This window comes from Vibrio sp. Sgm 5, assembly GCF_026241575.1.
GTDB lineage: Bacteria > Pseudomonadota > Gammaproteobacteria > Enterobacterales > Vibrionaceae > Vibrio > Vibrio jasicida.
In genome coordinates, this window is record NZ_JAPHPY010000054.1 from 1 (window position 1) to 24,084 (window position 24,084).

Annotated in this window: 20 protein-coding genes and 2 pseudogenes; 10 read left to right on the plus strand and 12 right to left on the minus strand. The window is 44.9% G+C overall.

All coding sequences use genetic code 11. The features are described from left to right. Positions 1-114 precede the first annotated feature (114 nt). Entirely contained in the window at positions 115-252 is a 138-nt protein-coding gene (locus OQJ86_RS22010) for a hypothetical protein (protein ID WP_009704374.1), read from the minus strand. Positions 253-594: 342 nt separating this feature from the next. Between OQJ86_RS22010 and OQJ86_RS22015 the strand changes: the two genes are divergently transcribed. Continuing rightward, positions 595-1,497 (plus strand): LysR family transcriptional regulator, encoded by a 903-nt coding sequence (locus tag OQJ86_RS22015; RefSeq protein WP_265990886.1) that lies wholly within the window; start codon positions 595-597, stop codon positions 1,495-1,497. A gap of 99 nt (positions 1,498-1,596) precedes the next feature. Here the strand turns inward: OQJ86_RS22015 and OQJ86_RS22020 are convergent, their stop codons facing one another. Then, positions 1,597-3,117 carry a DUF1254 domain-containing protein gene (locus OQJ86_RS22020; RefSeq protein WP_265990888.1) on the minus strand — a complete coding sequence of 507 codons (1,521 nt, stop codon included), beginning with the start codon at positions 3,115-3,117 and terminating at the stop codon, positions 1,597-1,599. A 271-nt stretch (positions 3,118-3,388) separates the two neighbouring features. Between OQJ86_RS22020 and OQJ86_RS22025 the strand changes: the two genes are divergently transcribed. Next, positions 3,389-3,595 (plus strand): hypothetical protein, encoded by a 207-nt coding sequence (locus tag OQJ86_RS22025; protein WP_265990889.1) that lies wholly within the window; start codon positions 3,389-3,391, stop codon positions 3,593-3,595. Positions 3,596-3,617: 22 nt separating this feature from the next. On the opposite strand, the gene OQJ86_RS22030 is transcribed toward OQJ86_RS22025, so the two are convergent. From OQJ86_RS22030 to OQJ86_RS22065, 8 genes and pseudogenes are all read right to left on the minus strand, one after another. Further along, the gene (locus tag OQJ86_RS22030) at positions 3,618-4,151 is read right to left on the minus strand and encodes a hypothetical protein (protein WP_041060017.1); all 534 of its coding nucleotides are present in this window, start codon (positions 4,149-4,151) and stop codon (positions 3,618-3,620) included. Then, complete coding sequence (locus OQJ86_RS22035; RefSeq protein WP_265990894.1) at positions 4,148-5,002, minus strand: hypothetical protein; 855 nt, start codon at positions 5,000-5,002, stop codon at positions 4,148-4,150. The genes OQJ86_RS22030 and OQJ86_RS22035 overlap by 4 nt, the downstream gene beginning before the upstream one ends. 248 nt (positions 5,003-5,250) lie before the next feature. Beyond that, a pseudogene (gene tnpA / locus OQJ86_RS22040) lies at positions 5,251-5,712 on the minus strand (IS200/IS605 family transposase). A gap of 201 nt (positions 5,713-5,913) precedes the next feature. Beyond that, complete coding sequence (gene gnd / locus OQJ86_RS22045) at positions 5,914-7,362, minus strand: decarboxylating NADP(+)-dependent phosphogluconate dehydrogenase (protein ID WP_005442184.1); 1,449 nt, start codon at positions 7,360-7,362, stop codon at positions 5,914-5,916. 40 nt (positions 7,363-7,402) lie between these two features. Further along, positions 7,403-8,119, minus strand: coding sequence for a 6-phosphogluconolactonase (pgl, locus tag OQJ86_RS22050; RefSeq protein ID WP_020197501.1), 717 nt, complete (start codon positions 8,117-8,119; stop codon positions 7,403-7,405). Beyond that, on the minus strand, positions 8,116-9,618 hold the full coding sequence (gene zwf / locus OQJ86_RS22055) for a glucose-6-phosphate dehydrogenase (RefSeq protein ID WP_265990898.1): 1,503 nt from the start codon (positions 9,616-9,618) through the stop codon (positions 8,116-8,118). The genes pgl and zwf overlap by 4 nt, the downstream gene beginning before the upstream one ends. A 619-nt stretch (positions 9,619-10,237) precedes the next feature. Beyond that, positions 10,238-10,924: a response regulator gene (locus OQJ86_RS22060; RefSeq protein ID WP_104029281.1), complete on the minus strand. Its 687-nt coding sequence runs from the start codon at positions 10,922-10,924 to the stop codon at positions 10,238-10,240. Then, entirely contained in the window at positions 10,921-12,540 is a 1,620-nt protein-coding gene (locus OQJ86_RS22065) for an ATP-binding protein (RefSeq protein WP_265990902.1), read from the minus strand. The genes OQJ86_RS22060 and OQJ86_RS22065 overlap by 4 nt, the downstream gene beginning before the upstream one ends. A gap of 433 nt (positions 12,541-12,973) precedes the next feature. Here OQJ86_RS22065 and OQJ86_RS22070 point away from each other — a divergent pair, with 433 nt between their 5' ends. Together OQJ86_RS22070 and OQJ86_RS22075 are read left to right on the plus strand one after the other, a co-directional pair. Next, positions 12,974-13,264, plus strand: coding sequence for a YkgJ family cysteine cluster protein (locus OQJ86_RS22070; protein ID WP_039974426.1), 291 nt, complete (start codon positions 12,974-12,976; stop codon positions 13,262-13,264). Between the two features lie 88 nt (positions 13,265-13,352). After that, complete coding sequence (locus OQJ86_RS22075; protein ID WP_038867515.1) at positions 13,353-13,514, plus strand: hypothetical protein; 162 nt, start codon at positions 13,353-13,355, stop codon at positions 13,512-13,514. Between the two features lie 85 nt (positions 13,515-13,599). On the opposite strand, the gene OQJ86_RS22080 is transcribed toward OQJ86_RS22075, so the two are convergent. Beyond that, entirely contained in the window at positions 13,600-14,550 is a 951-nt protein-coding gene (locus tag OQJ86_RS22080; protein WP_265990905.1) for an FAD:protein FMN transferase, read from the minus strand. Between the two features lie 80 nt (positions 14,551-14,630). Beyond that, positions 14,631-17,645, minus strand: coding sequence for an NADH-dependent flavin oxidoreductase (locus tag OQJ86_RS22085; RefSeq protein WP_265990907.1), 3,015 nt, complete (start codon positions 17,643-17,645; stop codon positions 14,631-14,633). 697 nt (positions 17,646-18,342) lie between these two features. On the opposite strand from OQJ86_RS22085, the gene OQJ86_RS22090 reads away from it, so the two are divergent. The 6 genes and pseudogenes from OQJ86_RS22090 (at position 18,343) to OQJ86_RS22115 (ending at position 24,073) form a co-directional block, all read left to right on the plus strand. Continuing rightward, the gene (locus OQJ86_RS22090) at positions 18,343-18,570 is read left to right on the plus strand and encodes a hypothetical protein (RefSeq protein ID WP_038867509.1); all 228 of its coding nucleotides are present in this window, start codon (positions 18,343-18,345) and stop codon (positions 18,568-18,570) included. Positions 18,571-18,708: 138 nt separating this feature from the next. After that, positions 18,709-20,124 carry a TolC family protein gene (locus tag OQJ86_RS22095; RefSeq protein ID WP_038867508.1) on the plus strand — a complete coding sequence of 472 codons (1,416 nt, stop codon included), beginning with the start codon at positions 18,709-18,711 and terminating at the stop codon, positions 20,122-20,124. 3 nt (positions 20,125-20,127) lie between these two features. Further along, entirely contained in the window at positions 20,128-21,108 is a 981-nt protein-coding gene (locus OQJ86_RS22100; protein ID WP_265990910.1) for an HlyD family secretion protein, read from the plus strand. An 18-nt stretch (positions 21,109-21,126) separates the two neighbouring features. Continuing rightward, positions 21,127-22,314 carry an ABC transporter permease gene (locus tag OQJ86_RS22105; RefSeq protein ID WP_265990912.1) on the plus strand — a complete coding sequence of 396 codons (1,188 nt, stop codon included), beginning with the start codon at positions 21,127-21,129 and terminating at the stop codon, positions 22,312-22,314. Continuing rightward, complete coding sequence (locus OQJ86_RS22110; protein WP_038867503.1) at positions 22,311-23,462, plus strand: ABC transporter permease; 1,152 nt, start codon at positions 22,311-22,313, stop codon at positions 23,460-23,462. Before OQJ86_RS22105 ends, OQJ86_RS22110 begins: the two co-directional genes overlap by 4 nt. Before the next feature lie 268 nt (positions 23,463-23,730). Then, positions 23,731-24,073, plus strand: a pseudogene (locus tag OQJ86_RS22115) (regulator). Positions 24,074-24,084 lie beyond the last annotated feature (11 nt).

Below are 24,084 nucleotides of genomic sequence, written 5' to 3' on the forward strand. Positions count from 1 at the left end.
AGTTCTCCGTTACAAATCAGCAAAGTATCCAATCTGGAAAAAGAAAAATGCCAGTCAGCTTAACTGACTGGCATTACACCTCTTGGGGTGCTCTTCTTATTTTGAAACCTAGCCTTACAGTCCGCCTTCTTGCTGCGCCTGTTTTACTAATGCCTGACGTTGAGTTTCCGTTTCAGAATTCACTTTCTGTTCCTTGTGCGTTTCCTGATCCATATCTGCCGGAATGAAAACAAAGTACTTGTTAAGAGTCATCGTAAGAACCTCAATTAATAGTGTTAAATCACCTTCTTGGTAAATATAAACAACACCAGCAAAAACGACTTATGCCGGTTCCTTGTTGTAGGTTTCAAAAAATAGAGGATGTTTGTCTACTAAACATCCTCCATATGCAAGCTAATTATAGGAGGAGATCAAGGGCTTACCTAACACTGTTTTTCATCTTTTACGTAATCTTAGTTTCGATATCAGTATTGATACACCATACCCTTATGAGCTAACTCTATGTCACAAAAGAAAAAAATGATTCAGATTTTATTGGAACAGAGGATGAGAGGCGTTGATACTTAAAGCTCAATGTTTTGAGGCGCTTACTTCGTGAAAAATACCATTGATTTAAATTTGTATCGCTTTCTTTATCTGCTCAGCCAGCAAAAAACGCAGGCGAAAGTGTGTCACACCCTCGACATCAGCAAAGCGACTTTTACTCGACAACTCGCCGAATGTCGCCAGCGATTTGATAACGAACTGTTCAATGCAGAGAAAGGATTCTACACCCCCACTCTCCTGTGCCAGCAGCTATGTGAAGCCATAAGCGAGCCGTTAGAACAACTTGAGCAGATACCGCAACTGGCACAAAGCTACAATGCGAATCAGCATGCGAACGAATACCTTTTCAGCATTATCAATCCTCTTTCTGCCATGTTGACGATTCCTTTGGTCACCGCCCTCACAACAGAAGAGCAAAAGCCTAAGATCGCCTTTATTGATTGGTCGATTGAAAGCATAGAAAACCCCAAACGTGGTGCTGTCGCGATTGGTATTGGTGGTTTTCCGAATGAACTCAATGAAAGGATGGTCGAACGCAAAGTCAGCTCAGTGCCGATTTTCGCTTACGTCAATGATCAACACCCACTCAGTCAACAACAAGAAATTGAGCTAAGCGATATGGAGAACCTAGATACTGTGCGCGTCTCAATGGGATCGCTCGATGTAAGCGCTTATTACGAGCGAATGCGTAAGTTGACCGGCGTGAATCTAGAACAAAAACTGACGGTCTCCTCCATGAGTGCTGCGCTAGATTGCGTCAAAGTCAGCTCATATGTATTTGTCGGTATGTACATCGAAGACCAAGAGTTGCCCGCAGGCATTCGTCGATTACCTTTGAAGTTAGAAGGTAAACCCATGATGTTTGACGTTGGCATTCAGTACCATCGTGCCTTCTACCAACATCCAATCATTGCGCAAGTAGAAGCCTTTATTAAACGAGCGCTTAGCTAAGCCACTAAATTCAATTGCCACATCGTTAACGAATACAAGAAAGCCGACCAATAAACAGGTCGGCTTACTTCTTCAGCTTCTAGGACTTAAGCTCTTATCTTATTTAACCTCAGTGATATCACTTGGCTTCCAAGTACCGTCGTACCAAGGTTCTAGTGGACCATATACACGCAAGATGGTGAACCAACCTTTATTGGGTACGGTTTGAATCCAGTTTGCTTCTTTGCCTTTTGGTGCTTGCGGGCCAAAGTACAAATCTATCGAGCCATCTGAGTTCTCAATCATCTCATCACGTTTGTCGTTCTTGCTTGGGAACGGTTGGCTCGTTTGTAGCTCCGAACGTGTTTGCGTATCGTAAGCCACCACAGACCAGAAGTTCTTCGCTGGCACATTGGCAGGAATCGTCAGTTTGTAATTCTTGCCGCCATCAAAGTACTCGCCTTGTGCAGACTTATCGACAATCGCGTATTTCGATCCTTTACCAACCATCTTCAATGCCATTGCAGGCGTGTTAACCGTTGCCATGTAGAAGAAATAGGTACGTGCATCTAGGTTTCGTCCACCGTTACCTTCTTCAATTAACCACTGATAATCATTGCCAATGAATGCGGTCTTCCAGTTACGATCGTTCCAAATATATGCATTCTCGGTGCGTGGGTTGAACATCAGTGCACGTGCCGTCGCATTACCAATCGCAGCACCATCTTCAAGGATCTTTTGCATGCGAGCATCTGGTGCAAATGGTTTGCCCTTCTGAATACCGATAGTCGCAATCAAACCACGCATTTCTGGGTCGATGAATTCAATCGGTTCTTTGTCGATCACCGTTTTGATTTCATCATAGAAATGGTCGTCGTTCGCATGGATAGTGTTGAAAGACTTACCACTACCTGAGATGAATTCCATCTTCGGTTGTTCGCCTTTCTTCGCCAGTGGGTAAATCTTCAAACCTGTGTGGTATGAGTTAACCGCTGCATCGGTTTTACCGTCTTTCAGGAAGCCACGCGCAATAAACCAGTTGGTATAACTTGTTGACTGCGAGACATGGTAACCCTCAGGGACTGGACCGTCATAGTTTGGTGGCAAGATAAGGTATTTACCACCCTGACCTTTATCTGGGCCTACAACGCCCATATCGGTCACAAAACGGAAGAAGGCATCATTGACTGTGGTTGGCCCCATGCCCGGCGGGATTTCCACAACCGTTGGACCATCACGTTCTAAATCAAGAAACGCCGATGCGTAAACCGTATCCGTGTTACCCGTCAAAAATAGCGGGTTTGAATCCATCAGATCATCAAACAGCATCACCTGATTTGAACTGGTTAGCCCCATCTTCTCATGCCCGACTCTCAACGCTTCCATAGAGGCCATAGGAATCGCGTTCATAAACACTTCTGTCGCACGCATGGTATCGAGATTGTTGTATAGCGTATCCATGGTTTGTTGGCTTGGCACGCCATCCTTGAAATTCAGAGTACCAATGCTGGTTTCAACCTTATCAGGTGTCATGATGCTTGATGGAATGTCAGTGTTGTAAGCGCCGGTGCTTGCCATCACTGATGATGAAACCAATAGGCTAGTAATCAATGCGACACGTTTAAGTTGAGTCTTTAACATAAGAGTTTCCTGCGTTTTCAGTTGGGATGCATTTACTTTAGTCAAAGATAAAAATCATTTTTGACGCTCAACAGAATCAAAAATGCTGTCCAAAACGCTATGCAATGAAACTCACAACAATTGGCGATTAAAAACTGTCTACCAGGTCAATATTTAATCTTTTTTGAGAAATATTTAGCCTACTTTTTGGGTATCTTCTGAGCAAAAAAGAGACAATACAAATGCGGAGTGAAAGCACTCTGGCTCTACCCACTAAGCTCTGGGAGGCGTTATGAAAAGTAAAAAATTAGGTCATGTAATGTCATTCAGCAGAATGTTTTCCTTCATTGCCTTTCTGACAGCCACATTCGCTTGGGTATTAAGTATGTATGCCCTCTTTACGGTTTCCGTTGTGGCTCTCTTCGTCAGTGCACTTCTCTACTTGAATGAAAGATTCGGCCATCACCCAAAAGGCAATGTAAAAGAAAAGAGCGCTTAGGCGCTCTTTGAGTTACTTCATATCATCCATCCGAATTGGTGCTCATATTCTCTTTGATGAACTTATCGATTCTCTCCAACTCATGATAGTAACCATACATTCCGAGGCGATTGATTTCTGGTTCTATGCAATATCTTTGTTCTTTCACCATGGCCTCTACAAACATCCCGCTTGAAGCAAGCGTAAAGGGTGGACATGCCGAATAGCCGTTAATCTCTGCGATGTTTTGTAATCGCCCAAACTCAATTAACCTTCCAGGAATAGCAACGAGTAAAGCAATTGCGGTTGCGCAACCTATCCATTTAACGGACATAGCCGAAGATTTAAAAATAACACGAGAGGCCATGAATAACGTTAAAGTAGGCATTAGGATCAAACCACTGACATTAACCATATGAGATGTGCTTAAATATATGACTGAAAAGTTGCTGCCTATTTGATGTTGAAGAGATTCCAACGTTACATACTCATATAAACGATAAAATGAGAACACGCCCAATAAAATAAACATCCCCAAAACCAAAGCCATATGCACTGGGTGCTTCTGTTCTATCATAAGAAAATCGCCTTGGTGGTAGAGCGTTGGAACTGGCTTATCGATTTCCGACTTACAATATCTTCATTTATACCATCAACTGATAGTTTGGCATTCTTTTCGAAGTACGCGTCAAGAGCTAAGATTGCCTTCTCTTTCAACTCAAATTTTCCTTCCAAAGAGTTAAGTAGCTCTCCAGCAACGAAAGCTACAGCAATACCAATTCCTATCGGTATTAGCACAACTCCTGTAACACTCATAATAGCAGTTCCAGCTATGTACCCCACTGTAGCAGAAATTGAAGCTTTTAAAACATCAGAACTAACGCTAACAATCCAATTACTGAACAAAAAATCTTTTTTAAAGGCTAGTTCCAAGGTTCGATAGGGAACTGAGTATATAACCGTCAGAAATACTCCGCCTTTAGCACTCGCTCTCAAACCAGCTTGCCCAATACCTAAAGCCAAAATGTTGGCATTATTTGAAAGATAACGCGTGCCTTTAACTATGCTTCTAAGCCTGTGATTTCCTTTAAAAGTGATGTAACTTTTCGCCCCTTTCTTTGTAATTTCATACTTACCGTTAATAGCACCACCTTTATGTAGATCTTCTGCAAGTACATAGAATGCAGCAATGTCGTGCATCAAACTACCTCGTGAGCTGATAAACTCGGCTATTCCCATCGCTGTTGCTAGATCTCTTATCTGTTGCTCTGTTAGACCCTTAAATTTCTTTTCGAAAACCCATAAATCAACAAATGCTCTACTTTCTAGAACATAAATATCTATTTCATTTTCTCTTATTTTTTTCAGACAGCTATCTCGCTGTACCTTATTTCTCTTGCTCAAACACTGAAATCTATCGCTTGCCATACTCTTATTCCCAAACCTGATGTTGAGAAGTATTTTAAGGAGAGTGCTGAAAGGTTCTTCTGCATTTGTGAGAACTGCGTTTGACTTCAAATCATTGTGAAACTGTTAGTTTTAGTAGTATCTCTCTCACGAATTGCAGGTAATAAAGTTATCCACCGGCATAGCCGGTGGTTTTTCATATGCGCCTATAAGGCTCTCCTACTAGCAGCGCCCTAGCAGGCGCGTAGTGATCTGACATTTGCATATGACTATTTCCTGCGGCCCGTAAACGGGCTACCTGAATACGGGATCGACAATTGCTCTCCCATTTTATCCTACTCTAGTTGGTGTTTTATGTAACTTTGTATCTTGCCGGTGTTTTTTCCTACCGTATCGACATAATACCCTCGACACCAAAATTCTCGATTCCTGTACTTAAACTTCAAATCTCCAAATCGCTCATAGAGCATCAGGCTACTTTTTCCTTTCAAATACCCCATAAAGGATGAAACACTCATCTTAGGTGGTATCTCCAAAAGCATATGAATATGATCTGCGCAGCATTCCGCTTCAATAATATTCACGTTCTTCCATTCACATAGTTTTCTAAGTATCTCGCCTACTGCCCTTCGTTTCTCACCATAGAACACCTGCCTTCGGTACTTAGGTCCAAAAACCACATGATATTTACAGTTCCATCGCGTATGCGCTAAGCTCTTTTCGTCCCCCATTGGGACCCCCTTTCAATTCTTAATTAACTCTTGCAGTTGCCAGACCACAAGACGTTTTTATCAAATTGAAAGGGGTTATATAACTGACTTATAGCTGTAAGCTTTACGGAACCCCCAGCCTAGCTGGGGGTTTTCTCTATACAATAAAAAAGGATGCCACTTGGGCATCCTTTTTGCTTTTATCCGTTTACTGACTGCAGATTAAACGTCGTATGTTGTAGACGCTGTGTCGCCGCCTGTACCAGTCCAGTTAGTGTGGAAGAATTCACCACGTGGACGGTCAATACGCTCGTAAGTGTGAGCACCGAAGTAGTCACGTTGAGCTTGAAGCAGGTTCGCTGGTAGACGAGCTGTTGTGTAACCGTCTAGGAAAGATAGCGCTGAAATCGTACATGGCATTGGGATACCAGACTCTAGAGATTTCGCTGCTACTTTACGCCATGCTGCTAGGCTGCCTTGTAGGATGTTTTTGAAGTACTCATCAGAACCTAGGAACGCGATGTCTGGGTTCGCTTCGTACGCATCACGGATGTTGCCTAGGAACGCAGAACGGATGATACAACCGCCACGCCACATTAGAGCTACGTTACCGTAGTTTAGGTCCCAACCGTTCTCGTTAGACGCTTCGCGCATTAGCATGAAGCCTTGAGCGTAAGAGATGATCTTAGAAGCTAGTAGCGCTTGACGCAGTGCATCAACCCACTCTTGCTTGTCGCCTTCTACTGGAGTGATTGTCTTACCGAATAGAGACTCAGCTTCAACACGTTGGTCTTTCAGTGCAGATAGACAACGAGAGAATACAGACTCAGAGATAAGCGTTAGTGGAATGCCTAGGTCTAGTGCGTTGATACCAGTCCATTTACCAGTACCTTTTTGGCCTGCTGTGTCTAGGATCTTCTCAACCAGAGGCTCGCCGTCTTCATCTTTGTAGCCAAGGATGTCAGCAGTGATTTCAACAAGGTAGCTGTCTAGCTCAGTCTTGTTCCAATCAGCGAATACTGCTTGCATCTCGTCTGCAGACATACCAAGACCGTCTTTCATGAACTGGTAAGCTTCAGTGATAAGCTGCATGTCACCGTATTCGATACCGTTGTGTACCATCTTAACGAAGTGACCAGCACCGTCGTTACCAACCCAGTCACAACATGGCTCGCCAGCGTCAGTTTTTGCAGAAATACCTTGGAAGATTGGCTTAACCGCTTCCCAAGCTTCAGCCGCGCCGCCAGGCATGATTGAAGGACCAAAACGTGCACCTTCTTCACCACCAGATACACCAGTACCGATGAAGTGAATGCCTTTCTCACGGCAATGTGCAACGCGACGGTTTGTATCTGGGTAGTTAGTGTTACCACCGTCGATGATGATGTCGCCTTCGTCTAGAAGCGGAATTAGGTTGTCAATGAACGTGTCAACAACGTCACCTGCACGAACCATAAGCATCACTTTACGTGGTGTTTCTAGCTTCTCTACTAGTTCTTCTAGAGAGTATGCACCGATGATGTTTGTGCCTTTCGCTGGACCTTCCAGAAACTCGTCTACTTTAGCAGCAGTACGGTTGTGAGCCACAACTTTAAAGCCGTGGTCGTTCATGTTTAGGATAAGGTTTTGACCCATTACAGCAAGGCCGATTACACCGATATCACCTTTCATTGTTTCTCTCCAATTGTCTTTTATTCGACCAGCGGCCGCATTAAGCGATTTTTGCCGCTGCGTCTAAATCTAAATACCATTCCGTCAGACCCGCTTTCGCTTGGATCTTCGCTGCCGGATATGGAAGTACGCGTGCTGGTGAGCTATTAATCTCTTCGATAATGTCTGCTTTACCAGCGCCAAGTACCAAGTAACTGATGCGCTTCGCTGCTTCTAGTACGCGTGCCGTTTTCGATACACGAATCTGACCAGACTCAGGATGAGAAGCCAATACTGATAAGTTCTCATCATCGTAATTTGTCTGACCTGGGAACAGCGATGCGGTATGACCGTCTGCGCCAACACCAAGTAAGATCCAATCAAACACAGGAGTGCCATTTTCAGTTGGAATCACTTCTGCCATCTCTTTCGCAAAGCGCTGTGCTTCAACTTCTGGCTCGTCTTCACCACGAATGCGGTGGATGTTCTCAGCAGGAATGCTTACTTGGCTAAATAGTAGCGTATTTGCTTCACCGTAGTTGCTTTCTGCATCATCAGGAGCAACGCAACGCTCATCACCCCACCAGAAGTGTAGGTTTTGCCACTGAATTGACGTCGCGTAAGCTTCTGTTGCCAATAGCTTAAACAGCATTTTAGGTGTGCTGCCGCCAGAAAGAGAGATGTGAACAGGTCGGCCCATTTCGCTAAACGCTTTCATGTCGTTAGCAAGGCTTTCTACTACCTGCTCTGCTGTTTGGTAGATCTTATGGTTGATCATAGTTCGCAGTAGTCCGTATCTGTTAGGTTTTTACAAGGGAAGCGCCATGCGCGGTTAGCTCGCTGTAGCAAGTCGTCCGCCTCTTTTGGTCCCCATGTACCACATGCGTATCCGAATAGCGCTTGTGGGTCTTGCTTGAAATCTAGAATTGGTTGTACGTATTTCCAACACGCTTCAACCGCATCGCTACGAGCAAATAGCGTTGCATCACCGTTTAGGGCATCAAGTAGTAGACGCTCATAAGCAGTTAGCATTTGGGTTTCTTGCAGATCAGCGTAATGGAAGTTCATTTTCACTTCCTTCGCTTTAAAGCCTGCGCCCGGCTCTTTCAGACCAAAGCTCATTTGAATGCCTTCGTCTGGCTGAATACGAATAATCAGCTTGTTCTCTGGTGCGTTTTGACCAAACACTGGGTGTGGTGTCTGTTTAAAGTGGATAACCACCTCTGTCACGCGAGTCGGTAGACGCTTACCTGTACGTACGTAGAAAGGCACGCCATTCCAACGCCAGTTGTTGATGTAAGCTTTCAGGCCGATGTAAGTCTCAGTACGAGAATCGTCTGCTACGCCGTTCTCTTCACGGTAACCAGGAAGTTGTTGACCACGAACTTCAGACGCCGTGTACTGACCTAATACAAGATCGTTGCGAAGTGCGTCTTCATCCAGTGGTTTAAGACACTGCAGCACTTTTACGACTTCATCACGCATCGCGTCAGCATTGATTTGTGCAGGTGGCTCCATACCAACCATTGCTAACACTTGTAGCAAGTGGTTTTGGAACATGTCGCGTACTGCACCAGAACCATCGTAGTAACCGCCACGCTCTTCTACGCCTAAGAATTCTGCGCCTGTGATTTCAACGTAATCAATGAAGTTACGGTTCCACAACGGCTCAAACATAGCGTTAGAGAAACGAAGTACAAGAAGGTTTTGAACCGTTTCTTTACCTAGGTAGTGGTCGATACGGTAGATTTGATGCTCTTGGAAGTGCTCGTGGATTTCTTTATCCAAGATGCGCGCTGATTCAAGATCGTAACCAAAAGGTTTCTCAATGATCAGACGTTTCCAACCATCATCCTCGTTATTCAGACCGTGCGCTGCAAGGCTTGCAGGGATCACGCTGTAAAGGCTTGGTGGTGTAGCAAGGTAGAAAAGCGTATTACGTTGTTCGAATTGATATTCGTCTGCGAGTTGGTCTAGTCGAACCGCCAACTTGCTGTAATCTTGTGTGTCAGAAGTATTGATTGCTTGGTAATGCAGGTGGTTGATAAATGCATCAAGCGTTTCTGGCTCTGTCTTTTCCATTTCCTGAAGCGATTTTTTCAACTTCTCGCGGTAAGACTCGTCACTGTATTCTGTACGACTTACACCTAGAATGGCAAAATTCTCTGGAAGCTGCTTGTTCGCATAAAGGTGGTATAGAGCAGGAATTAACTTACGGTATGTAAGGTCACCTGAAGCACCAAAAATAACGATGCTGCTGTTTTCTGGTATTACCATCATCTTTCCCTTAAAAACGAGGTACTTATTGTGTGCCCGGATACGGCTAAAAGGATTGAGCCAACCCTATCAATGGCACCCCAAAATAGAAAATTGGTCTTACCTATTACGTTGATAGGTAAAGCCTATAGCCCTAAAACCCACCTCAACGGTTGAACTCCTTAACCATAGTTTGAAATTCAACAACTGGCGGTCTTTTAGGACACTTATGTCTCTCGAGTACAACCTTGCACTCTACGGAGGAGATTTCCGACACGGGGGCGTATTGTCTACGACTATTTGATTTACATCAACACTTGGTAGTGCAAACGTTTAAATAATTTACACAATACGACATAAGCAATTGAATACAATGGAATAAAGCCAACTCATTCTGACTGGGTAAAAATTAAGCAAAAACTCTAAATTGAGGAATAATTGTTCAGATTTGCAATCCATTACATAAGTAATGTGCAATAGGCTACATTTGTCATGTCGCGCGTTTTTTGTTGCGTTTGATTTTGACGGAACAACACTCGAGTGTTCTATCAGAAACCTCTCCGATCTGGAGTGGCAAATTCTTAGGAAAATGAAAGCGGCGGGAAATCGTGCCGCCGTTCTTGCGTGTAAACAGTACGAGCTATCGAATCACTTTTTTATAACTGCGTTCTGGTCGCCCTACGGTTCCGTAGTTCAAATCCGCTTCTAGCTCACCTGAGCTAATCAAGTATTCCAAATAACGTCTGGCCGTCGTGCGACTGGCGCCGATCTGTTCGCCTGCTTCGTCCGCCGTAAACATGCCTTCTCCAACAAACAAAGCACGAATCTTGTCTAAAGTTACGCCATCAATCCCTTTTGGTAATCGTTGTGGCGTGCTATCTGCGCTCGTACTCGATTGAAGCATCTTATCGACTAGGTTCTGATCCAAGCTTTCTGCAACGTTCAGTTGTTGACGTTGAGAAATGTACTTTTGCAATGCCGCTTCTAATCTAGGGAACATGACAGGTTTGAGTAGATAATCAACGACCCCGCCACGCATCGCTTGTTGAAGCGTATCTACATCTCTCGCCGCGGTAATTAAAATCACGTCACAAGTTTGATTGTTTGAGCGCAGCGTATTGAGAATCTCCAAACCCGTTCCGTCTGGCAAATAAACATCCATCAGTAACAAATCTGGTTTAAGGATCTCTAGCTGCATTTCTGCTTCCATCCGTGTCGTTGCAATGCCCACTACTTCCAAGCCGGAGAGTTGGCTAAGATATTTATGGTGAAGCTCTGCAATGGCAATATCATCCTCGATGATCATGACTCGCGTTGCCGTATTCATACTTGTTCTTCCTTAGGCAAATACACGGTAATTCTCGTTCCATGTTCTGTATTTGGTAGCATCTCAACATAACCGTGATAACGCGTCGCCAGTTGATTCACAAGGTGTAATCCTACCCCTCGATTCTGACGCGACTTGGTTGAAATGCCCTTTTTCAAGAGCTCTTGTGGCTCAATGTTTTCCGGTAGCCCACAACCTTGGCCGACCACCTCTAAAATCACTTCGTTTCCGTAATCACTGATCGAAACATCAATACTGCGACGCTCTAATGCAAACGCAGATTCAACACGAATAGCAGACAAAGTTGCGTCAAATGCGTTATCGACTAGGTTGCCAAGAATGGTCACCAAATCTTCGGCATTGAGCCATTCAGGTAGCGGTTCTAGGCGACTGCCTTCTTCGACCACCAGTTGCAAACCAAGCTCCCGTGCACGTTCTGTCTTGCCTAAAAGCATGCCAGTGATAAGAGGATCTTTAATGGTGTCCCGTAAGAACTCAATCATCGCTTGGTAATGCGCCGTCTCTTGTCCAATAAGCTGCTGCACCGCATCTAGTTCACCCATTTGAACCAAGCCGCTAATGGTGTTGAGTTTGTTTCTGTGTTCATGCGTTTGTGAGCGAAGCAAATCCGCATACTCTTTGGTTTGCGAAAGTTGCTCGGTGAGTTCGTTGATTTCATCACGCAAACGGAAGCTCGATACTGCACCGACGATTTTGCCATCTACAAAGATCGGTGAACGGTTCGCGATCAAGCGTTTGTGATTGAGGAAGATCTCGATGTCGTGATCTTCTTGTCCTGTTTCTAACACCGTATACAAATCGCTATCTCGGAGCGTATCGGTCAACGGTTTGTTGAGCGCAGCCTCTCGGTTAATACCTAGAATTTGGCATGCGCTACGGTTGATTGAGCGTAATACACCTTGCGCATCAACACTGAGCACCCCTTCTTTAATGGTGCTCATAGTCACATCCAATTCACCGTATAAGCGACCAATCTCTTCCGGCTCAAAGCCCATGATCGCTCGTTGGAATTTACGTGACGCATAGTTAGAGACCACGGCATTGGCTGCAACCACAACCAATGCCATTACAATTAGAAAAGCAAGAAACGGCTCGATTCGATCTTGTAGGCGCTCCAAGAGATAACCGACAGAAACCACCCCAATAATGTTGCCTTGCTGGTCAAAAATCGCCGCTTTACCACGAACGGAATAACCTAATGAACCTTGAGCCGTAGAAATATAGGACTTCCCTTCCACCAACGCTCTTTGGTTATCACCGCCTTTCATTGGTTTACCGATACGTTCGTCGACGGGGTGAATCAGACGCACACCATTTTTATCGCCGATAACAATAAATGCAGCACCCAACGCATCGGTCATTTCACGAAAGCGCTGTTGATATGGGTCAGAATTTTCTGATTCGATCATCTCAAGGACAATATGAGAAGTTGATAAGAAACGCGCGACACCGAGTGCTTTCTCACCCATCTCTTGTTCTTGATCGAACTTAAGGTAAGTAAAGCCCGCGGCAACAAGAATAAGAAGTTCGATCAAACCCGACAGCGTCATAATAATGAGCATGCGCTTGCGAAAGCTGATCGTTCTCCAACTCATTGATATATCCTTTATCGACTCTCGAACTACCACATCACTGTGACGACGCTCCTACGTTAACACTGAGTTAACAAAGCTGTACCCGCTAAATGACAAATATGTGAACGAGGGAAATAATCTCGCTGGCTGGTGCTCAGTTTTTAGGCGCTAGGGAAGAGAATATGATCGTCCACTCTCCTACTTAAGTTACTTTCTGGCTGACAAAGTTAGGGTCTGTTGACCTTTGAGCTGTTTTTTGCAGCGAATTGTTGGGTATTTATACAAGACAGAGACTTTGCGGAGTAGCTTGCCTACATGAGAAATCGATAACGTAGTAGAAATGACCAACAAATGCTGCCCAAAGGGTTCAGCTAGGCGCCCCCAGCTAAAAAATAAAGGTCATTTGAACTAGCATTTACGGTATCATGCACAATTGATCTAGTTGTAGCTATCCATGAACATACCCACTAAAAACCCGTTATCCTCCAATGTTTCTTGCTCAAACTGCCAAGCATGCTGCTGTCGTCTTGAAGTTATGATTATCTCAGATACTGGCGTTCCAGAAGAATTTATCGAACGTGATCAATATGGCGGTGAGACAATGATGCGACTGGATGATGGTTGGTGCGCAGCGTTAGATAGAGACAGTTTAATGTGCACTATTTATGAAAATCGGCCTTGGATATGTCGCGAGTTCGAAATGGGATCGGATGAATGCCTTGATGAACGAGTTAAGTTCTTATAAAGCAGAATCAGCGGCTTTATTTTGCGTTTGCTCCCCTTAACTAGCGGCATGTTAAAGTACACGGTTCGCTCTAAAATGAAAAAATAACATGAGAAAATATTACATTGTTGAAGGCGACACGAGCGCCAAAAAGCAAAAACTGGCTTACCCAAAACTCGCGCTGTGTGACAAGTGTGTCAGTGGCTATGTGGTGATCAGTGAAGAAGAACGCACTTATGAAGAATGCGTGAAGTGTGGAGCCGATGACTAATCACCTGACTTCAATAAAATCATGAGATAACAAGGGGGAGAATGTATACTTTCTGCCTCTGTTTCCTGTCTCGCTTCGATAAACCTCAGCGTAGGTAAATCCCGCCATTTCGATCGATTAATCCCTCGGTAACAACAACCTCACCTAGCTTTGAAACCGCCACTGCTTCAATGCCAGCTTGCTGATTCAAATAAGACATAGATTCTTGCATTGATGGTAAAAACCCTGCTGTGCTCCATATTTCACCATCGACCGAATGCTCCGATAGAATCGTAAGCCCAGCGATATCAGTCTCAATCGGCATTCCCGTTTTTGCGTCCAACAAATGATGGTAACGTTGCCCATTGTTCTGAAAAAAGCGCTCGTTGATCCCGGAAGTGACCATCGACATCCCTTTAAGTGGAACAACGCGAATCACATCACCACGTTCCCCTAACGGATTCTGAATGCCAACATTCCATGCTTGATTCGTATTAGTTGGTGATTGACCAATCGTTAATACGTTCCCCCCCAAACTAATAAAACCATTTTCTACGCCAGCAGAGACTAACTCTCGTTTAACCTGATCGGCGAAATATCCTTTAGCAATGGCACCCAAATCTATCTCCATACCGACGTGGTTTAAATAAACAGAGCATTGGTGCTCATCAAGGATGACTTGGCTAGGGTCAACCAATTTGAGCTTTGTTTCAATCTCTTCACGGCTCGGAACCTTGGCATCTTTAAATCCAATTCGCCACGCTTTCACAAGAGGACCAATCGCAATATTGAAAGGATGACTTCGGTCTTCACTGACCATTTTTGCCAGTTTAATTAGGGCAAAAAGGTCCGGTTGAACACAAACGGGAGCAATACCTGCGTTTTGATTAACGCGCATCAGTTCCGAATCTGGTTGATTCACCGTAAAACGTTGAGCGAATTGCTCTAGCTGAAAATAAGCTTCTTTTATTAGGTGTTCACCATTGGCGTGGTAAACGACAAGATCGATGAATGTGCCCATCATCGGAAATCGTGCGCTGTATTTCTTTATGCTCATCTGAAGATCCTGAATGTCCAATGTGAAAAAGAGGGAAGCATCGCTCCCCTCTTAACTGGTACTTCTTAACTTAATGACGATTAAACAAGGTCAGATGCACTTTCACCTGCGATACGGCCGTAGGTGAAAATGTCGATCAAGGCATTCCCGCCCAGACGGTTACCCGCATGGATGCCACCCGTTACTTCTCCCGCAGCGTACAAGCCTTCGATGATGTTGCCATCTTTACCGATAACGCGCGCTTTAGTATCGATTTTCAAGCCGCCCATCGTATGGTGAACCGATGGTTGGCGAGGTGTGGCATAAAACGGGGCTTGCGCCACTTTCAAACCAAACGCACTCTTATGAAACTCAGGATCATGCCCCTGCTCTACACAGGCATTGTACTGTGCAATCGTATTGGTCAATTCAGCAACTGGCACATTAATCTTCTCAGCCAGCTCTTCTAGCGTATCGGCTTGAACAATAATGCCTTCTTTAATTTCTCGCTCAATGGTTTCATCCGATGTGTTCGCCGCGGTTTGACGAATGTTTTCGTCGGCAATCATGTAGATAAGGCCACCATTGTCGAAAAAGGCATCCGAAAGCACGTCGCGACTTCCGCACTCGTCAACAAAGCGCTTACCTTGTTGGTTAACAAACACAAAGTTCTCTGGCGGAACAATCAGCCCCGTAAGCAAAGCACCCGACTTAGGGTCACCGATCGGCATTAACTGCACAAATCCCATGCCTACAAGTTCTGCACCGGCCTTTTCACCGATTTCAATACCATCACCGACAAGCGCTGGTGAGTTGGTGGTTTTGATATCGTCCGCGATTTCTTTCCAGTATGAGTTGTACTTTTTGATCATTTGAGTGTTTGCACCAAAACCACCAGAGGCCAGAACAACACCATGATTTGCGCGCAGTACAAACTTAGTGCCGTTCGCTTGAACCGCTTTGATACCAACGACTTTGCCATCCTCTACAATCAGATCGGTAGCTCGCGTATCAGTAATAATGCGCCCGTTTTGGTCTTGAATACGTTTTGACAGTTTATCGACAAACTCAACGCCCTTTGGACGCTTTGGTTTGTGTGCTCGACGCCACAACGCCCCGACTGGAATTTCCACGACACTGCGGTCAAAGTCGATGCCCTTTTCACTCAACCAATCGATGGATTCCATAGAACGAGAAGTCAGCGTTTCAACCAAGTCATACTGACCATGGATAGACTCACCATTTAAATCAGTGCGTTTACCACCAAGGTAAGTTTGGATGCGATGTAGCTCTACCGAATCAAACAAGTACTGTTTGCCACTTTCTAGGTCAGTGAAGTAGTTATCGAGTTGTGATTTCAGCACTTTGAAATCAGCAAGGTACTCATCCACAAATTCTGACTCTGGCGTTTTCGCCAGCAACATTAGCGTCTCTTTCTCACCCGGAAGCGCAGCAAAGTCATTTTGCCATTCAGGTTCTGCAGCATTAACCCAACCACCCGTTCGAACAGTGTTACCACCAATCGCAGGGAACTTCTCAAGCAAAATAACTGACTTGCCCTTATCAAGCGCTGTCAGCGTTGCACTCAAACCAGCACCACCGCCGCCAACAACCACAATATCAACGGTTTCTTCGATGGTTTTTGATGACCATTCAACCGCTTCCTTCGCTTTACAACGCAATGCTTCTGAGTTGCCACCAGCCAAATCAACCGCATTTGACACGCCATCAAGAACCGCTTGGCTGCTGACTGTCGCACCTGAAATAACATCGATATTCAGTGTTTGTCCGTCAAGGATCTGCTGCGGAATACGCTCAAAAGCAGGGTTTGCAATACCATCAGACTCTTTAGATGAATCGACAAAAATCTCTAATATTTTATCCTCAGAGAAGGTAACCGTTACTGGTAAGTCACCATTGTGACCGCGCCCATATGCCGTGTACTCGCCCGAATTGAATTTAATCGGAATGTTTTGGAGCTCTTTAATACGTTGGTGTTTTAGCGCTTCGGCTGCACTATCAACAATCATGTAATCCATGATTTCCCAAAGCGGTGTTGGGATCTGCAATGCTTCTTGCTGAGCAATATCAGCAAACTCAGCGCAAGTTTCATTATCCAGCACCTTACCTGCCCATGTTGGTTCGACCAAATAGCCTTTACCAACACTGACCATGTCATAACCTTGTGTCAATGCACTGTCCGCATCTGCACGTTGAGCGATACCACCAACACCAATGACAGGCACTTTTGCTACGGCATCAGATTGAAGTTGACGATACTTGTCGATAAGTAACTCTTGATCTTCTGGAGTAACAATTGAGTTACGTGCCCAACTGCCCATCGAGAAATGGAAGTAATCTAAGCCTGAACTCGCCAACTTATCCAATAGGAACATTGTGTCTTCAAAGCGAATGCCCGGTTGCTCGATCTCTTCTGGCGAGAATCGGTAACCGATAATAAAATCCGACTTATCATGAGATGACGCGACTTGTTTCGTTTTATCTAAAATCGCAAGAGGGAATCTGGTGCGCTTCTCAATGTTACCACCCCATTTGTCGCGTCGACGATTTGAATGTGGTGAGAAGAATTGTTGGATCAGGTAAGTATTTGCGCCGTGAATTTCAACACCGTCAAAACCAGCGAGGATGGCACGATTGACAGCATTACCGAAGCTTTCAATCATGGCTTCGACTTGCTCTTTTGTCATTTCTAAAGGTGTTTCCGCATTATCGCGAAGTGCAGCGACAGGACTTGCCGAAATAGGATGATGACCACCGTTGTATTCAGGGTTAGCCATACGACCGGCATGGTAGATTTGAAGAATGGCTTTGGAACCTTTCGCTTTAATCGCGGTGGCGAGCTTTTTCAAACCTGCTATTTTGCTATCAGTATCAATCCCCAGAGCACCAGGGAAAGCACGACCGTAATTCTCAACGAAAGCACTTTCAACAATAATTGCGCCAGCATCACCTGAGCGAGCGGCGTAGTAATTGATCATCTCTTGAGTCACCCCGCCATCAAAAAAAGCGGACTGAATCGTCATCGGTGCCATCACGATACGATTGCTGAGTTTGACCCCTGACTGAAATACGATTTCATCGACTAACTGAGCCATAAATAGTTTCCTTTAACAGATTAATTCTCATATGAAACGCACCTGCAAAAAGGATTTACTCATCACAAGCATTTTTGATATGAGAACCAGTCAGATCCTCTAATAACCTCAAAAATATTATTGATTTATGCGCATGAGTAAAATGAATCGTTTGCATTTTTAACATGATTTTATTGCATAAATAAAAATCAGAATGCCTTTCTCGCAAAGAGTTAAGTCGAAATAAGTAGAGATAAAGGCAAAAGGGAGTACGAGTTAACAACGCTGCAACAGTGACAACATTTGACGCTTTAAAATCATCAGGTTCATGCTTATGTCACGTATGCGATCCATCATTGATAAGCGAAACGAAATATAAAAAAGCAATCAAATCGCCAGCCAAATAATGTTGTTATTTATTCAACACCATACATAAATTGCCATCTAAATCTTGAACACGATCACATCAAATTTATCGGTTTTTGAGGCGTTTTGAGACTTTCCATCGTATAATTTTTAGTCAAGAAGCCAGAGAGAGCTTCGGCAAAAGAAAGCAGCCAACTGGAAGTCTATTTAACGCTCAACACTTGCGTCAGAAAATTTGAAGACACATTGATAAAAATACAAATACTGACGTTAAGACAATCACTTAGACACCATCTGCCACTGCAATAACTATAAACAGAGGCGCTTTTATAGTTAGAAGGAACACCTAAACATGGAACGCGATACATTTGGAATTTGCCTGAATAAGGCTATGCTGTCAGAGAATATGTATTCAACGTTTACTCACGTCAGAGCTTACGAAAAGAGTGATGCCAGCTCCCCAGATCTTAAGGTGCTGCTATCGTTCCCACAGATGAGTGGTAAAGACCTGCTGAATACAATGCGAGGTTCTCGCCAACTTGAGTGGAGAGCAGAGTTTCACTGCCCTTCCATGAAGTAAAAAACAACACAGCTGCGCTCAAGTGGTCTACACTCAATTGAGCGCAACATTTCTCCAACAATTCTTTTCGCCAATCACTTAACACTTTCGAATGAATACTTTATATTAGAGCTAATACTCTAAAGCAAAGCAGCCACTATGAAACAAACCGGAAAGTTCTGGATCTTGGGCCTTCTCAGCAGCTCAATTTCTCTTGCCTGTCAATCGGCTCCCATCACATTTGATGACGCATGGAAATTGTTGTTAGAAAACAACTATTCACTAAAAGCACAGCGTGCGAACGTTGAAAGTTACGAATACCAACAAAGTGCGACAGACAACCTTAATCTTCCACAAGTCAGCATCGGAGCGAATTACACGCGCTTAGACACTGACGTAACGGTCTCGGGTCAGCAGTTATTCGACAGTACTGGGCAACAAATCAGTGTGCCACCAGTCTTTCAACCTATCTTTAGTGCACTTGCGAATACTACTTCAACGATCACTGAGCGTGACATCTTCTCCTCTTCGATTCGTGCTATCTGGCCAATCTTTACCGGTGGTCGCATTAATGCTGCTCAATCAGCAGCAGAAGGTAAAACAGACGAAGCAAAAAGCCAGCTCGCGATGGAGCAACAGGCGCGTTTTGAAGATCTCTCTAAATACTACTTCTCGGTTGTATTAGCGAAAGAAGTGCTGGCGACTCGCCAAGCCGTCGAAAAAGGCTTAACCAAACACCGTGATTTTGCAATTAAGATGGAAGAGCAAGGCCAGATTGCACGAGTTGAACGCCTTCAAGCAGAAGCATCACTAGACAAAGCGAAAGTAGAAACTCGTAAAGCGGCCAGCGATTTAAGTATTGCCCAAGCTGCTCTTGGCAAAATCTTGGCGCAGAATGATTCGGTAGAACCATCAGAATCACTCTTCATCAATGACAACCTTCCTCCATTGAATGCTTTTGTCGATCAAACTCTATTGACCTACCCTGGCTTGGATTTATTAAATGCGAAACACAAACAAGCATCGAGCCTGATAAAAGCCGAGAAAGGCAAATACTATCCAGAAGTCTATTTGTACGGTGATTACAACCTGTATGAAGACGACTCACTTGCCAGTCAAATTAAGCCCGATTGGTTAGTTGGTGTCGGAGTGAATATTCCGCTTATCGAATCCACTGGTCGCAGCGAAAAAGTAAAAGCAGCGCAAAGTATGGTCACGCAAGTGGATGCACTAAAGTCACAAGCCAAGCAAGATTTGTCGCTTCTGGTACAGAAAACCTACCTAGAGGCGCAGCAAGCCATTGATGAGGTCCAAGGTTTAGAATCCAGTATCGCCCTTGCAGACGAGAACCTACGCTTACGCGAAAAAGCCTTCACTCAGGGCTTATCGTCATCTTTGGATGTGGTCGACGCGCAACTGTATGTCGCCAGCGTAGAAACACAGCAATCTGCAGCGCGTTTCCGCTATCTAATTTCTTTGACCAAACTATTAGCACTAAGTAGCGAAATGAACAGCTTCGCTCAATACCAACATACTGCTTACGTTCCAGCATCAACATCCAAAGAGGCAAAATAAGTCATGGCAACAAAATCTCTAAAACCCGCTCTACTATCAATTTGCGCTTTGGGTGTCGCTTCTTGGGTTGGTTATCAGTTCTACCAAGCGTATCAACCGGAACCAGCACGTTTACAAGGGTTGATTGAAGCGCAGCAATACAGCATCTCTTCTAAAGTGCCAGGACGTATTGATGAAGTTATGGTACGCAAAGGCGACGACGTAACAAAAGGTCAGTTAATCTTTACCCTTCACAGCCCTGAAATCGAAGCAAAGCTAGAACAAGCAAAAGCCGGTGAAAAAGCCGCTGGCGCGTTGGCGTTAGAAGCAGAAAAAGGCGCGCGTGAGCAACAAATTCAAGCAGCAAAAGACCAGTGGTTGAAAGCACAAGCGGCTGCTAATTTGATGGAAAAAACTTACCAGCGCGTAAATAACCTCTACAAAGATGGCGTTGTCGCAGAACAAAAACGCGATGAGGCGCTGACTCAGTGGCAAGCTTCTAAGTACACCGAGAGCGCAGCGTTCCAAATGTACAACATGGCAAAAGAAGGCGCGCGTAGCGAAACTAAAGTCGCCGCAGCAGAAAAAGCTCGTATGGCAGCTGGTGCTGTTGCCGAAGTAGAAGCCTACGCGAAAGACACACAAATCTTCAGCTGGTTTGATGGTGAAGTCTCTCAAGTACTACTGCAAAGTGGTGAGCTGTCTCCTCAAGGCTTCCCGGTTGTGACGGTTATCGATACGCAAGACTCATGGGCAACCCTTAACGTACGTGAAGATTTGCTCAAACACTTTACCAAAGGTACTACGTTCGAAGCTTATCTGCCTGCCCTTGATAAAGACGTTGAGTTTAAAGTAACGCACGTTGCCGTTATGGGTGACTTCGCGACATGGCGCGCCACAGATGCATCAAAAGGTTTTGATCTTCGTACATTTGAAGTCGAAGCTCGCCCTACCCAGCCAGAGCCTGAGCTTCGAATGGGCATGAGCGTCGTGGTTGACCTGTAATCGCGTTGGTTTAGTACTATGACGATTCAAATCTCACAACGACAGGTCCTAAGGCGCGATAAGTGGTTGTTGTCTTGCCTTACTTGGGTGCCGATCTTATTGGCAATCAGTATTTGGGGGGTATTCTCTGTAGGCATTGCCAGAGATCTTCCTATTGGCGTGGTCGATTTACAGCACTCACAGTTGTCACGCAAGATGATTCAATCTCTTGACGCCTCATCCACCCTTTCTGTTGATTACCACTACGTCAGTTCAACAGAAGCGAAGAACGCAATGATCGAGGGTGATATCTACGCTTATGCTGTGATTCCCCCTCAATTTGACCAAGACATTCTTTTGCATCGACAACCGCAGCTCTCCGTCTTTTTCAACAGCCAATACATTTTGGTTGCTAAGTTGATTAACTCCGCGGTCGCGCAATCTCAAGGGTATTTTGATGCTCAGCTTGAAGCCATGGGTAATCTAGCGAAAGGCAATACCACAACGTTAGCCGCCATTGGGCAAGCCGTGCCGATTTCCACCCAGATTACTGCTCTGTTTAACCGTAACACTAACTACGCTCAGTTCTTGGTAACCGCGATTGTGCCTGCTATCTGGCAAATCTGTGTCGTGGTCAGCACCATTTTGATCCTCGCGGCGCATTTCCGTTTATATGGTAATGGCCATAACAGCTTCGCGTTCTTAGGCGAACGTCCTTTCACTCGACTAAGCAAAGTTCTGAGCCAGTACATTCCTGTATTTATGGCACAAGGCGCACTGTTCTTAGTTTGGTTCTATGTGGTGCTAGATTGGCCGATGGAAGGGAGTTATCTGGCAATGTTATTCGCGCAATTCGTAACGACCATTGCATGCATCATCATGGGGGCATTGTTCTTCTTCCTATCCATGGACCCAGCACGCGCGATGAGCTTTGCTGGCGCATTTACCGCACCGAGCTTTGCATTCATGGGCATCACCTTCCCAGTTTCAGACATGAACACATTGGCGCAAGCATGGCGAAGTCTACTACCGATCACTCATTACATTGAAGTCCAAGTGGGTCAAGCAAATTACGGCGCTAGTGCAGCGCAATCTATCGGCTCCCTATGGCCGATGGCTGGGTACGTTATTCCGTTATTGATGACGGCGGCTTTGATGGCAAAACATCATAATACCGCCTTACTCAATAGCGCAACTGGTGCTGATGGTAAGCAGGGGGCAATATGAACTTATGGCAATTGATTAAAACCGAGTTACGCTCAGTGATGACCAATCCTGTCGTGGTACTGACTGTCTTTGGTGGCGTAGTGTTTTACTCGTTCTTATACCCACTTCCGTACGCGCAACAAACGCCAAGAGAACAGCCGATAGCGATCGTGAATCTCGATGGAAGCCAAACCAGCTTGAAGCTTGAGCGTATGGTCGATGCGACGCCACAAGTTAAAGTTGTGACACGCCTACACACCATTGCTGACGCGAAACAAGCGTTCTTAGACCGAGAGATCACGGGTTTCTTGGTGATTCCAGAACACTTCTATAAAGACTTGATGCTTGGCAGCAGTCCTACTCTGGCTTATGCGGCTGATGCTTCCTACTTCTTGGTCTACGGCACCGTGGTAGAAGGCCTGGCAACAGCAGGCGGTACGCTTGGTGCTCAAGTTAAAGTCAGTAAGATGGTGATTGATGGCGTGCCACTGAGTATGGCGAGCCATGATTACTCTGCCATTAAGCTGAACATGAAGCCAACCTTTAACCCGACTATGGGCTACATTGAGTACGTTGTGCCAGCGGTGTTTGTGTTGATCCTTCAGCAAACATTGTTGATGGCGGTCGGTTTACAAACGGGTACGCAACGCCATGGTCGCGGTTATTGGTCGCAGGTTTCAACCGGTGCATTGTTATTAGCAAGAACCGTAGTTTTTGTCGCGATTTACTACCTACTGAGCGCATATTACTTTGGCTATAGCTTCGAACGTTTGAACGTTAACCATGTTGCCAACGCAGGTGAGCTACTCACCTTGCTCCTGCCTTTCTTACTTAGCTGCTGTGGCTTAGGCTTATGGCTAGGCTATTTATTGCCAAGACGCGAGCTCGTGACATTCGTCGTATTAGTGAGCTCAATGCCGTTGATCTTTCTAGCTGGGTTTATTTGGCCGGTTGAATCAATTCCTACCCCGCTGCTTTGGTTTGCAGACTTGAGCCCGAGCACTTGGGCAATCAAAGGCTTTTTAGCTCTCAACCAAATGGGCGCAACGTGGCAACAAGTCGCAAAACACTGGACTGCTCTTTGGGTGCTTACAGTACTTTGGGGCGGCGTTGCTTACTGGATCGCCAAACGCAATACCAAACCAGTAGTAACGGAAAGCTTAGGTTAACGGCTTTTCATCCAATGAAGAAAGGGGCTCACGTAGCCCCTTTTTGTTTGTGTCGATGTTCTAGTGACTGAGTTGAGCAGAAGAATCACTGGCTTACTTATGGACAAAGATGCTTTACTAAAAGTTGAACATTGGCAATTCATTAATAATGTTTTATAAGACAAATGTTTCCAGTTCATACGCCTGCGTACAGTGCACATTTTATGTGCTTATGCTCACGTCGAATACCCTTTTTTCATAAAATCCCCCTCGCTTGAGGGACAACTCCATGAAGTATCACGAAATTACCGGAGACTATATTTCGTGAATTTAGATGCGGTTCAACCATATAACAAGTGACTGAACTTTGCTTGAAAATTGAGAGAGAGATTGAAGTCTGGGACATGCGAAAAACTATTCAGCCGGAGTGTAAAAGGCTGATGCACATGAACAAGGACAGAGAACTGTGCATTTGCGATGATTGGGAGAGACTTCGTAATGAGGCATGACCCACTGATTACTGCTCAGTAAGTTTTGGTAGGCGTTGTATTGTTAGAGTTGGGTGCTTCAAATTATATCGAAATCGCTCACCAGATCCAAAGTATGCGAGAGCACTGAAAAACATAATGTAATATAAAGGCTC